Genomic DNA, 14,942 nt, shown 5'->3' with positions numbered 1-14,942 from the left:
GTTAAGATGCCAATAATTTCATCAGATCGATCCCATAATCGTCGGTTTGGGCTGCGGCGATGTTCAATTGTTGTGCCAATGGCATAAAGGCGGCCACTGTATCAACTGGCGCGTTCACTGGTGCTGGCTCAACGGCACCTGCGGCCGGCAGATTTTCCAAATCAACCTCAACCTCAAGCACCCGCACAGTACCATTGGCATCCACAGCGTTGATCCGAAGGGTAATTTTGCCTTGTCCCGGCGGCGGTGTCATGGTCACTTCACCTGTCACCGGGTTGACGGACACCCAGTCTGGTAACTGCGAGCCATCCGCTAAAGTAGCGCTATAGCTGGCAGCGCCTACCGAATCGGCTAACTGAATAGATAGCTGACCGGTTTGGATCTGCATATTGGCCACTGTCAGACTACCGCTGTTGGCGAGATCTGCGCCAGCCTGGCTAATTTGAACCTGACCATCAGCAGCTACATTCACCACCACCGCATTGGATACTGCCGGCGGAGCATCATTCAGGCCCTGAATCGGACTGGCTTGGCCAGGCGCCGCGGCAAAGCCGGAGGCCCCGGATGAGGTACTCAACGTCCCCTCTGGCAGCGAGGAGAAGGTCAGGGTTGGCACCTCCAAAGCACTGCTGGTGATCACCTGACTGACAGGTGCAACCACAGACACAGGCGGCGCTACCACCAGGTTGATAACAGGTGCAGGTTCAATATTCATCACCACAGCTGTCCGGACCTGAGCGCCATTCGGATCTGTGGCGACCAGTTGCAAAGTCACAGCACCAGTCACATTACCACCCAAAGTCCCGGCAATGGTACGGGTCCCGGCATCAAACACTAAGCCTGCCGGTAGATTTTCTACGCTCCATTGTAATTGGCGGCTTTCTGTCGCATCCACATCGGTAAACAAGGTCTCCGGCAGACTAACCGGATTAAACACTTGCCCTAAAATACCAGCCATTGGTGCGACTGAGCCGACCACAGTTGGCGCGTCATTACTGCCCAGCAGATTAAATACTGCTGTGGTTTGCGCACTCGCATTACCGTCTGTAACCTGGATCACAAAACTCTCATTAACGGCCTGATCAGCGATCAGCGCCTGAGTCACGCTGTCGCTATTGTTCAGACGATAACTCAACACGCCACTTTCCACAGTGAAGCTCGCAGTACCATAAGTGCCAGCTTTGCTGTAAGTCGCGCCAGCATCGGCAGTACTCCAGCCATTTTCCAGCAGGAAGGTGCGGTCATAAAGCACGCTGCCAACCGTATCGATATCGGCGGCGGTTAGTGTGATAGTTGCAGTAGCAGTACCAACAGTCGTGTTGTTCACCCCGCCGGCTTCGACCAGAGTTGCAGAGGATGCGCCTGCGCTCAGGCTTGGCGCATTATCATTCAGATCCAGCACATTGACTGTCACCGCCTGGCTGCTGCTCAGATTACCGCTGTCGCTGGCCGTGACGATAAAGCTGTAACTGGTTTTGCTTTCGTAATCGGCGGCTGCTTTTAACCTGACTTCGCCCGTAACTGCATCAATGGTAAGCAACTCTGCATCAGTCCCCGACAAGCTATACGTCAGGGTGTTATGCGCGCTGGTGCCATCCGCATCGCTGGCAATCACAGTGTAAATCACAGTTGAGGTGGCAGCATTTTCATTAACGCTGCCGGTGGCGCCTGACGTAATGACCGCGGTGTTATCGTTCAGATCATTGACACTGACCGTCACCGCCTGGCTGCTGCTCAGATTGCCACTGTCGCTGGCCGTGACGATAAAGCTGTAACTGGTTTTGGCTTCATAATCAGCTGCAGCTTTTAATCGCACTTCGCCGCTGACCGCATCAATCATCAGTAAATCAGCATCAGCCCCCGACAAGCTATACGTCAGGGTGTTATAAGCACTGCTGCCATCGGCGTCAGAGGCGACCACAGTGTAAATCACTGTCGAAGTGGCAGCATTTTCATTGACGCTGCCGGTGGCGCCTGACGTAATGACGGCAGTGTTATCGTTCAGATCATTGACATTGACCGTCACCGCCTGGCTGCTGCTCAGATTGCCACTGTCGCTGGCCGTGACGATAAAGCTGTAACTGGTTTTGCTTTCGTAATCGGCGGCTGCTTTTAACCTGACTTCGCCCGTAACTGCATCAATGGTAAGCAACTCTGCATCAGTCCCCGACAAGCTATACGTCAGGGTGTTATGCGCGCTGGTGCCATCCGCATCGCTGGCAATCACAGTGTAAATCACAGTTGAGGTGGCAGCATTTTCATTAACGCTGCCGGTGGCGCCTGACGTAATGACGGCAGTGTTATCGTTCAGATCATTGACATTGACCGTCACCGCCTGGCTGCTGCTCAGATTGCCACTGTCGCTGGCCGTGACGATAAAGCTGTAACTGGTTTTGCTTTCGTAATCGGCGGCTGCTTTTAACCTGACTTCGCCCGTAACTGCATCAATGGTAAGCAACTCTGCATCAGTCCCCGACAAGCTATACGTCAGGGTGTTATGCGCGCTGGTGCCATCCGCATCGCTGGCAATCACAGTGTAAATCACAGTTGAGGTGGCAGCATTTTCATTAACGCTGCCGGTGGCGCCTGACGTAATGACCGCGGTGTTATCGTTCAGATCATTGACACTGACCGTCACCGCCTGGCTGCTGCTCAGATTGCCGCTGTCGCTGGCGGTGACGATAAAGCTGTAACTGGTTTTGGCTTCATAATCAGTTGCAGCTTTCAATCGCACTTCGCCGCTGACCGCATCAATCATCAGTAAATCAGCATCAGCCCCCGACAAGCTATACGTCAGGGTGTTATAAGCACTGCTGCCATCGGCGTCAGAGGCGACCACAGTGTAAATCACTGTCGAAGTGGCAGCATTTTCATTGACGCTGCCGGTGGCGCCTGACGTAATGACCGCGGTGTTATCATTCAGATCAATGACACTGACCGTCACCGCCTGGCTGCTGCTCAGATTGCCGCTGTCGCTGGCCGTGACGATAAAGCTGTAACTGGTTTTGGCTTCATAATCAGCTGTAGCTTTTAATCGCACTTCGCCGCTGACCGCATTAATCATCAGTAAATCAGCATCAGCCCCCGACAAGCTATACGTCAGGGTGTTATAAGCACTGCTGCCATCGGCGTCAGAGGCGACCACAGTGTAAATCACTGTCGAAGTGGCAGCATTTTCATTGACGCTGCCGGTGGCGCCTGACGTAATGACGGCAGTGTTATCGTTCAGATCATTGACATTGACCGTCACCGCCTGGCTGCTGCTCAGATTGCCACTGTCGCTGGCCGTGACGATAAAGCTGTAACTGGTTTTGCTTTCGTAATCAGCCGCGTTTTTCAGCCGCACTTCACCAGTCACTGCATCTATAGTTAACAAGTCGGCATCTGTACCGCTCAGGCTGTAAGTCAGCGTATTATTGTCTACATCTGTCGCTGTCGCAGTGTAAATCACAATGCTGGTTGCAGCATTTTCATCCAGGTTAGCTGTGGTGCCTGAAGTCAGCACTGGCGCTTCGTTAACATTCGTCACACTCACGGTCACAGCCTGACGTGCAGTCAGGTTGCCACTGTCGGTGACAACTAGCGTAAAGCTATAGCTGGCTTTAGTTTCATAATCTGCCGGGCTTTTCAGCCGCACCTCACCTGTCAGCGCATCGATGGTTAACAAGTTAGCATCTTGACCGGTCAGGCTGTACGTCAGGGTATTATTGTTTGCATCCGTGGCTGTGGCAGCGTAAATCACTGTGTTGGTTGCCGCATTTTCAGCCACGTTACCTGTGGTGCCCGAAGTCAGCACTGGCGCTGAATTCAGGGTAAGGGTGACATCATTGCCAGTGCCACCTTGGTATCTGATTTGGAAATCAGCACTATGAGCAGGTAAAAGGCCATAATCCGCCACACCATTCAGGGTGCCTGTAACTGCATCACTGGCATCATTATCAATCAACACATAAGAATTATCCGTGCCCGAACCTGCATAGTTAATATCAAAGGCACTATTGGTTCCCAGCGCTACAGCGCCTGTGACCAAGACTTGATCGTATTGACTTCCGGCTGTAGGACCTGTGATATCGGCCTTCAAAATACCGTTCAGTGTCAGATTGCCATTGACAGTTAACACACCGGTACCCGAACCAGCTGGAGCCAGCAAAGCACCTTGATTTACCGTTAAAGTGCTGTTTGCCCCTGGCGTAAATACAGATCCTGTGCCAGTTAAAGTCGCACCTGAAAGCACCGAAATACCTGATGTAGCAGACAAAGCACCTAATATATTCAGGGTTCCTGCGTTTACAGCGGTAGCACCGGTATAAGTGCTGGTTCCCGACAAAGTAAATGTGCCAGCACCTGCTTTAACCAATGAACCACTTTCCTGATCCTCGATAGCACCTGAAAAGGTAGTTGAAGTGTTGTTGCCACCGACTGTCAGGGTACCGCCGTTCAAGGTCGCAATGCCAGCGCCGCTAAGTGAGCCTATCGTCTCGTCGGCTAGATAAAGGTGCAACTTAGCGCCAGAAGCCACAGTCACAGCGCTGTTGTCACCAATCGCATTGCCACTTGTCACTGCAAGCACCCCATCAGCGATATTGATAGCACCAGTGTGGGTATTGTTGCCACTGAAGGTCAGCACACCTGCGCCCGCTTTGGTCAGAGTGCTACTACCGCTGATCACGCCTGACAAGGTCGCTGCATCACTGCTACTGATGGTACCGGCCGACGAAATAACAATCGCATTATCAATAGTCGTGGCGCCTGTCACAGCCAAAGAACCGCCGCTTAAAGTCACAGTACCTGCCACTAAATTGGCATCAGTTGCCACCGCAACAGTACCTGCTGCAATCGTCAACAAGGACTGATAAGTATTGGCACCTGCTGTGACCGCTCCTGCAGCCGAATTACCCGTATTGGACAGCGTCAGCGTCCCACTTCCTGTCTTGGTCAAAGTGCGGTTAGCAGTCTGGTCATTACTCAATGACACCAACCCCGACAACGTTACCGCATCATCTACGCTAATGCTGTTAGTACCATTGCCGCGGATAATAATAGCTGTCGCAAAGGTACCTTCACCCGTCAGTTTCAGTGTCGGCGAGCTGTTATTGAGCGTAATACCTGAAGTAGCCATGGTGGTTGTAGCCGCTAATTGGAACACACCACCATTTAATGCTGTTCCTCCGGTATAAGTGGCATTGGCACCCAGTATTAGGGTACCTGAGCCACCTTTATTTAATCCACGGTTACCGCCAGTCTCACTAATCACGCCGCTTATCGTGGCTGTCGCACCGGTCGACACGCTAATCACAGCTGGTGCGGCATTAAGGATAATATTGTTGTCAATGGTCGTAGTGCCAGTGATGGTAAAATTGCCATTCGTGCCAAGAATTACATCACCACTACCCAGGTTGCTGTCAGAACTGATATTCACAGTACCACCAGCAAAAGTCGAAGTACCGGTATAGGTATTAGTCCCCGACAAGGTCAGCGCGCCCGCACCACTCTTACTGAAATTACCTGAACCAGAAATAACACCAGACAAAGTCATCGCACTGGCATTGGTAATAGTGCCGTTGTTGCTGCCCAGAACAACGGCATTGTCTATCGTTACACCAGAACCGGTGACAGAGAGCGTGCCGCCATTCAACGTCAGGCTACCCGCCAGCAGGTTAGCATCATTCGCTACCGACAGAGTGCCAGCCGACACGGTAAGTCCACCAGTACCAGTTTGCATGCCTGTCAACGTCAGAGTGCCGTTGCCTGATTTACTCAAGTCGCCTGCACCGGAAATAATACCAGACAGGGTGACAGCAGCAGTGTGACTAACCGTTCCCCCGGCACTCCCTAAGTTGATGGCATTGTCTATAGTACCAGCTGTAGTGACAGACAGCGTACCGCCATTGAGAGTCAGGCTGCCTGCCAGCAAGTTCGCATCCCCCGCTACCGCCAGGGCGCCACTGTTAATAGTCACACCGCCTGTGCCGGTTTGTGTACCTGATAACGTCAGCGTACCCGAACCTTCTTTGCGCAGATCACCAGCACCTGAGATGATGCCGGACAAAGTCGCAACTGCACTAGTGCTGATAGCAGCACCGATGCTGCCCAGATGAACAGCATTGTCGATAGTCGTGGTGCCTGTGATGGACAAAGAACCGCCATTCAGCGTCAGGCTTCCTGCCAGCAAATTGCCGTCACCAGCAACCGCCAGTGTTCCGGCCGAGACCAGCATAGCACCGGTCGCAGTCTGAGTGCCGGACAGTGTTAGCGTGCCAGCACCAGCTTTGCTGAAGTCGCCAGTACCAGAAATAACCCCGGACAAGGTAACCAGATCGCTGTTGGTTACAAAACCGCCATTGCTGCCCAGAATAATGCTGTTGTCTATGGTGCTGGCACCGCTGATTGACAGAGTTCCGCCATTCAATGTCAGGCTACCCGCCAGCAGATTCTCATCACCTGCAACAGACACAGTCCCTGCTGAAACCAGCATAGTCCCGGTCGCTGACTGACTACCTGACAAGCTCAGCGTGCCCGAACCAGATTTGGTCAGGTTGCCATTGCCATCGATTGTGTTGCTTAATGTAGCGCTGACACCTGAACCAACATGAATTGTGGCATCAGCAGCAAGATCGATATAGTTGGCAAAGGTTCCTGAGGCCGCCAGATCCAGCGTGGTACCGGCAGAAAACGAAATACCACCTGAGCCCAGAGCACCAACTGAACTAACAACAAGAGTGCCACCCGTTAAGTCAGTGCCGCCTACATAACTGTTGGTCCCCGACAGTGTCAGAGTACCTGAGCCCAACTTTTTGATAGAGCCGCCGCTAGCTCCGGTAATGCTGCCACTAAAGGTGGTGCTGGTGTTGTTGCTACCAAAGGTCAGCAGTGACGACCCCAGAGCCACAGTACCGGCTCCGGCAAGCGAGCCGATTGTATCATTAATCGAAACGGTCAGCGTCGCGCCCGATGCTACCACGACAGCAGTTGTATCAGACAAAGCTCCACCGCTTTTGTTCAGTGTCAGACCACCAGCGGAAATGGTTGTGGAACCTGTGTAGGTATTGGCTCCGCTCAGAGTCAGGGTGCCTGAACCTACTTTGGTGATACCGCTGGTATTGGTTGAGGAAATCACTCCGGAAAAGATAGTACTGGTCGAATCGCCCACTGTCAGGGTATAGCTTAACGAAACGGCTCCGGCTCCGCTGAGCGAACCTATAGTCTCGCCGCCACCGGTCAAACTCAGCGTTGCACCACTATCCACAGTCACAGCGCTGCTATCACCAATGGAACTGCCATCTGTCAGGGCCAGTGTACCAGCCGATACCGTGACTGCTCCTGTATGGGTATTAGTGCCTGACAAGGTCAAAGTACCGGCGCCTGCTTTGGTAAAAGCTCCGGAACCAGACACAACACCGGACAGAGTAGCTGCGGCACTGTTCTCTATTTTGCCGCCGCTGCTGCCAATACTTAAGGCGTTATCTATAGTGGTCGCACCTGTCACTTTAAGAACAGCTCCAGCGCCATTCAGAGTGATGGAACCTGAGCCCAGACTGGCATCACTGGCCACTGATAGAGTATTGATATTGCCGCTAGAGTTGCTGCCAATGATAGTCGTATTGGTATGGGTATTATTGCCCGAGAGTACCACAGCACCTGTAGCTGCGCCGCCACCAATGGTCATGCTGCCGTTACTAATAATACCGCTGAAGGTCAAATCACTACTGATAGAATTATCGATAGTGCGGTCCGCCCCCCCCAGGTTAACGTTACCTGTAAATGTCATAGCATTGGACCCTGACATGGTCATGGTGCCGCCTAATACCAGATCATTACTGACTGTGCGGGCGGCACTAGCACGCACCTTGCCGCCTTCAATTGTCAAGGTGCCGCTGCCAACAGCTGCGTCATTATTAAATTGCACTATGCCATTACTTAAGGTGGTACCGCCGGTATAGGTGTTAGTCCCGGACAAAGTAACAGCGTTACCTGCATTGGTACTGCTGATCACCAAATTACCTGAGCCAGAAATAATGCCCGATAAGCTCATTGAGCCATTGCTAAGATCTAATGTTCCACCGTTGCTACCCAGACTAATAGCCAACGACTTGGTAATGCCAAGATTACTGTAGGTTGATAAGGTACCGCCATTTAACGTCAAGCCTGACGTCGCATTGATACCTGCTGTATTCGTTTGCAACGTCCCCTCAGTAATGTTCGTAGCCCCGGAATACGTATTGTTCCCAGCCAGCGCCACTACACCGGCACCTGCTTTCGTGAAGGCTCCGGTACCTGAAACAATGCCTGACAAGGTGGCAGTGATACCAGTACCGACATTTAAAACGCCTCCGTTAGATAGTAAGGAAATGGCGTTATCAATATTGGCGCCATCTCCAGTCACAGATAAGGTACCTGAATTTAACGTAAGTGCTCCAGAACCAAGATTCGAATCACCATTAATGGACAAACCACCACTAAATACGGCGGTATCACCTGTGTAGGTATTGCTACCTGTCAGAGTCAGAGTACCTGTGCCAATCTTGGTCAATCCACCCCCATTGCCGCCATCTTGGATCACACCGGAGAAGGTGGTACTGTCATTATTGCCGCCTGTCGTCAGGCTGCCGCCATTAAGCGTCAGACTGCCCGCACCGGCCAGACTACCCAGAGTTTCACCAGAGCGCAGCTCTAATTCAGCTCCGGCGTTCACAGTGACAGCACTGCTATCTGCAATCGCAGCACCATTTTCCAGCACCAATCTACCAGCTGATACTGTGGTGCTGCCTGTATAGGTATTGGCACCGGTCAGGCTTAGTGTGCCTGAACCTACCTTGGTGATACCGCTGGTATTGGTTGAGGAAATCACACCGGAAAAAATAGTATCGGTTGAATCACCCACGCTCAGGTTATAGCTGAGCGAAACCGCACCGGCTCCAGCGAGCGAACCTATGGTTTCGCCGCCTAGGGTCAGGCTGAGCGTTGCACCACTGCTTACTGTCACAGCACTACTATCACTAATGGAACTGCCACCCGATAAAGCCAGTGAGCCAGCCGAAACTGCAGTGGCGCCGGTATAACTGTTAGCCCCAGACAAAGTCAGGGTGCCGTTGCCGATTTTAGTCAGCGCGCCGGTACCGCTGGCAGCGCCCGAGAAGGTTGTGCTGGTGTTATCACTGCCTGTCGTCAGGGTATTGTTCCCCAGCGTCACGCTGCCTGCACCGGCCAGAGATCCAAGGGTCTCATTGCTATTTAGAGCCAGAGTGGCGCCGCCAGCCACAGTGACCGCACTGCTATCACCGACTGCACTGCCGCCCGATACGGCTAAGGTGCCACCAGATACAGTTACCGCACCACTATGAGTGTTAGTACCCGACAGCGTCAGCGTGCCGGCACCTTCTTTCATCAGGTGACCCGACCCGGCAAGGGCACTGGAGAGGGTCGCTGTCTTTGACGCATCCGCTGTGACGGTCAAAGCGCCGGCCAGATTCAAAGTGTTCCCGGTGATGGTCACACCGTCGGCACCGCTCAGATCCAGCGTGTCACCCACTCCCGCCGTGGCGTCACTTGCCAGGGTATAAGTGCTGTTGTTGGCAAGTACCACCTTGATGGTGTCAAACCCACCCTGGCTGACGCCACGGGCCAGCGCTTCACGCAGACTGAATCCGTCTGAGGCATCGCCTTCGCTGTCGCTGTCAGAGGTAGCATCGGCGTAGATGGTGTCACTGGTAACGGTAACATCGGCCGTTGCTGCTGTTGTGCCATCAGACAGGGAGAAACGGATAGTGGTATCGCCATAGGGCGTGTCGTTGCGGTAGCCTATGCTCTGCAGCACCGCTGCCACCTGCGCAGTCGTCGGCGTGACATTGATATCGCCGTCGCCTGAGGTTGTGCCGAACTCGACCACCAGCGTGCCGGTCGCATAGGTGTAAGACCAGCGGGCGAACCAGCTATCCTGCCCCGCCGCGACCAATGCCTTATCGCTCAAGGCGCCGGTGGCGTTCTGTCCCTTGGCTTGGGCCTCCTCGATCGACTGGACCGGATAGTTGGTATAGGGGCTGCTGCCCTGATCCACCGAGAACATGGCGTTGTCAAGGAAGCTGAATAGATCCTTGGTCGTACCGTCGGCAACGCCACTGCTGGTGACCCGACTGATGGTCAGCGTGGCCCCATTCCAATTACCGTTACCGGCATTCAAGGATCCAAATTCAGTGTCAGCGACCGACAGGGCGGTGCCTGCGTCTAAGGTGACATAGTTGCCGACGCCGGCCCAGGCGACACTATCGCCATCCAGGTCGCTGATAATCGGCGCATTGTTACTGGGTGCTGTCAGCGTGAAATCGTTATTGTCGCTGCCGCCAATATAACTGCCGGTCAGCGCCAGCACTGTACCGGCAGAATTGATGGTTCCGCCTTCATTTAGACTGCCGAAGGAGTTAAAAATACTGTCGGTGCCGTCATTGTTAATAATGACATAGGCGTCACCATTACCGGGCGTGTAGCTGAGCGTTGGAGCTATGGTAGCACTCAAGATAGACACAGTGCCATTAACCACTACCTGATCATAACCTGTGCCTGCAGTAGTACCTGCTATATCAACAGCTAAAATCGAACCAGCACGCATTATTAAATTACCATTGATGGTCAAAGCACCAACGCCATTATTGCTGCCTGCTACACCTGGTGCCAGAGTAGCAGCACTGACGAGGTTAAGTGTATTACCTGAACCATGGGCAAAAATACTGCCAGTACCGCTCAGTGTAGTGCCAAAGACTGTAGCCAATGCTGAGGTCGAACCCAAGGAGCCATTCACCTCTAAAGTACCGTCTGATAAAGTGGTTGCACCGGTATAGGTACTAGCACCATCCAGAATTAAAGTACCGACCCCGGTCTTAGCCAAACTAAAGCTACCGCCGATCGCTCCACTGAGCGTAAGACTGGAGCCAGTGGCAGCTCCTATCCGGCTATTGCCACTCATGGTGACAGTTCCATTCAAAGTGGCACTGCCACTATCGAGTCGTAAAGCCCCGCTATTAGAAATCCCGAGACCTGAAATAGTTATATTTTCAGCAATGGTTACACCATTGGCCAAGGCCAGTGCACCGCCGCTGGAAACGCTGGTTGTACCAGTGGTGTTGCCAAGGGCATTGTTGTGGCCGGCGACCAGTGTACCGGCAGATACCGAAATAGTACCACCCCAAGCGCTGTTATCCCCCGTCAGGGAGAGCGTGCCAGTGTTCGCCTTAGTCAGAGTGAAATTGCCGCCGATACCGCCACTGAGAGTCATCGACCCTGCAGAAGCGACTGAAATGCGCGTATTGCCGTCCAGAGTCACGGCGCCGCTAACAGTACTGGTGCCATTACCCAGCAAAGCACCGCTACTGGACACGCCAAGGCCCAACAAACTCAAATTTTCAGCCAGAGTGATGCCATCGGCGATTTGCAGTGTGGCACCGCTGCTGACTGCTGTTGCCCCGGCGGTGGTGCCCAGTGCATTAGCATGCCCAACAGCCAAGGTACCAGCGGTAACCGCAGTGGCGCCGGTATAGCTGTTATTGCCGCTCAACGTTTGAGTGCCGCTGCCAGCCTTGCTCAGCCCGCCAGCCCCAGAAATGATGCCGGAAAAGGTACCGTCAGCGGCCGAACCCAGGGTCAGCGTGCTGCCGCCCAATGTGACGTTACCCGCACCGCTCAACGCGCCTATGGTTTCGTCCGCATTCAGCGTCAGGGTGGCGCCACTGCCCACAGTCACAGCACCGCTATTGGCAATAGCGCTGCTGCCAGTGACCTCAAGCGTACCGGCCGAAACCGTGGTGGTGCCGGTGTACGTGTTGATGCCGGACAGAGTGAATGTACCACTACCTAATTTAGTGATACCGCTGTTAGTGCCAGAAATAACACCAGAGAATACAGTGCTGCTGCCGTCGCCGCCTAGTGTCAGGTTGTAGCTGCCAAGCGCCACATTACCTTCACCGGACAGCGAGCCTATAGTCTCGCCGCCTCCTGCCAGGCTAAGCGTTGCGCCACTGCTGATTGTCACAGCACTGCTATCGCCGATAGAGCTGCCGCCAGACAGCGCCAACGTGCCCGCGGCAACGATCAGGTCACCACTATGAGTATTAGCACCTGACCAGGTCATAGTACCAGCACCGGCTTTTGTTAGCGCGCCCAAACCCGAGATTTGCCCAGACAAAGTGACGTCCGTGCTGTTTGAAATGGTTGCGTCTGCAGATTCGTCGACAACGATATTATTGTTGATGACTGTCGCACCAGAGAGCGCAAGCGTGCCACCTGCTAAGGTCACAGTAGCATAACCTAAGCTTTCCCCTGTCGATGTGGCATTAAGCGTACCATTATTGATTTGTACACCACCTGCAAAGTCTTCATTGTTCGCAGATAGGGTCAGGCTACCAGCACCGGTTTTAGTCAATAGCGCATCACCAGCGACTGAGCCGGAAAGCGTCAGATGTCCATTGACAGACTGATTAAAGGTTGCGCCACCGGATTCAATCGTGATGCCATTGTCGATTGTCAGAATACTGGCCGCGGTGGCCAGTGTTGCACCACCACTGAGTATCAAGTCACCGCTACCCAACTGGTCATCGTCACTGATACTAAGGCTACCTGCGGTAACTTTTATAACACCATTCATGGTCGCTTCATTACCGGTGTTGCTTAACGTTAACCTTCCGCTGCCAGACTTGGCGAGCATGCCATCACCAGATAACTGCCCGGTAATCGTCAGGTTGCCGTTATGTGTTAACACACCATCATTGTTGGTCACGGTAATCGCATGAGCCAATGTCGCGCTGGCACCGGTATAAGAAAGTGTCCCGCCATTGAGCGTAAGAGAGCCACCACTACCTAAGCTGGCGATATTGGCGGTACTGATAGTCCCTGAGTTAATGCTGACATCACCAGTAAAGCTGGTATTGTTCCCCGAAATCGCTAAGGTTCCGTCACCAAATGTGGCCAGACTGCCCGAACCTGCCAGGGTACTGTTGATTGTTAGGCTGTCATCGCTGCTGTTACTAAATGCCAGTTGGTTGTTGGCATTAATAGTGATGCTATGACCTGTCAGACTAACGCCTGTAGCTTCATAGGCATCAATAGTTAAAGATTCATTGATCACAAGGTCGCCAGCCAAAGTGATGGTCTGTCCGGCGAGCGCCGAACTAAACGAAATAGCCTGCGAACCGGTCGCATCAGCCGCAGCGATAGCGACGGCTTCACTGAAGCTGATCCCATCCGAAGCGTCAATCACGGCAGTATCGTTGGCGTTGGTTACATAAATGGTATCACTGGTTACAGTCGTCGTGGCCGTGGTGCTACCGCCAGCACCATCGGTTAAGGTAAAACCAAAACTCACGTCACCGGCAGGCGTCACATTTTGATAGCTTATGCCACTGAAAATCCAGCCCACCATTTCTGAAGTGGCATTACTGTTAAAGCTGATGCTGAGCACACCATTGGTATTGGTGTAAGTTGCAAAACTCTGGCCGGCAGCTTGGGTATAAAACTTTAAAGTACCGCTGGTGGCGTCAATTGCTGTGGCTGAAAAATAGATGCTGTTAAAAGCAAAAATATCCGCACCCCAAGCATTGTTTGACGTTGCACCCGTCGCAGTGCGTTGTAGCGTCAATGTCCCGCCATTCCAATTGCTGCTGTCATTTTCAGCATCAGTCACGGTTGCGATGCCGGTCAAGCCACTAAAATTATCAAGGAAAGTGAAAGTCCCGCCCGGCCAGGCCTTATTATCACCATTTAAATTGTTGATTATTGGAGCTGAGTTGGCGGAAATAGCTTTCACATCGTTAATAACAAAATCATTAAACACGGCATAATCGCTGGAGGTGAATACCACTTGTTTCACATCATTCAGCGGTAAGGCAGAGTCAAAGGCGATGGGGCCGCCCGTTGAACCATCAGCACTGGTAAATGACACCATGACCGTGGTCGAGCCGCCCAACAATGAAACACCTGTTAAATCAAATGAATAACCAGGCTCCATTGTGACCTTTAATTCAATGCCATTGTTGTTACTAGATTCGCTCAGTGCATACAAGCCGCCGCCGTCAAAGGCAAGGAAATTATCGCCACCGTCATCACTAAAGGTAACAGTTCTGCTCGTCGAAGTATTATCCAGCACTGTTTTTGTCACAGCAGTGGCAGAATAATCCGCATCGGCAGCAATAAAGGAAATAGTTGCTAAAGTATGCTGATAGGTACCTGCAAAGCCAGCACTCAGATGTGAAGCTTCAATAGCACCAGTGTGTTGTTCCAGTACCCAATCACCACCTTTGGCTGCCGCACCGGTCACATCCTCTGATGCCGCCACATCCGCTTGCGTCAGCTGCGCCAGGCTGGTAATAAAATCTTGTCCTTCCCCACTTGCCACTGAACAGCCATAAACTAACAGATCACCACCGGCGGCCAAGCTGGCGCCCACTGCCGCTAAGTCAGCGCTACGGGAAGCTGCAGTGAGACTATTCAGCGTCAAAGCACCCAGCTGAATTTGCCCTTCTGCGCCATGGCTGATGATATGGATGGCGTCATAACCTGATTTGTCACCGGCCCAGGCAGCCATTTGCGCCAGCCCGTCTTTGCTGCCATCCAGCAATACAACCTCAACACCCTCTTTCATGCCGTTGAGTAAGGTCTGGTAATCAGCTACCTGAGTGTCGATAAAAACCACTGCTTTTTTATCGCCATTTCTGGCCGGATCCATTGCCCGGGCTTCTGTCGGCGCAATCCCATTAAAACCATGGCTATGCTGCGCTAAGACTGAATTTTGCGCAGCATCCTGCTGCAACTGAGCATCGCTCAATGCCTCCAGCGCGGTGGCCACCGCAGCACCATCCAACAACAAACGCGGCTCCAAAGCCGTGATCAAAGGTTTACGCGCAAGTTTTTTGTTGGAGTAATGCTTTTTCATAATAACCACCTCAAGGGGATTTTTTTCA

The 14,942-nt window shown here is 52.8% G+C and carries 1 protein-coding gene; it reads right to left on the bottom strand.

Features of this window, described 5'->3' with window-relative positions; all coding sequences use genetic code 11:
- Nucleotide 1: 1 nt before the first annotated feature.
- The gene (locus AC53GJ_RS07215; RefSeq protein WP_496731900.1) at nt 2-14,914 is read right to left on the bottom strand and encodes an autotransporter-associated beta strand repeat-containing protein; all 14,913 of its coding nucleotides are present in this window, start codon (nt 14,912-14,914) and stop codon (nt 2-4) included.
- Nucleotides 14,915-14,942: the final 28 nt, after the last annotated feature.

The sequence above is a fragment of the Rheinheimera sp. B2H12 genome, assembly GCF_059620065.1.
This window is presented reverse-complemented; position numbering and strand designations above follow the sequence as displayed.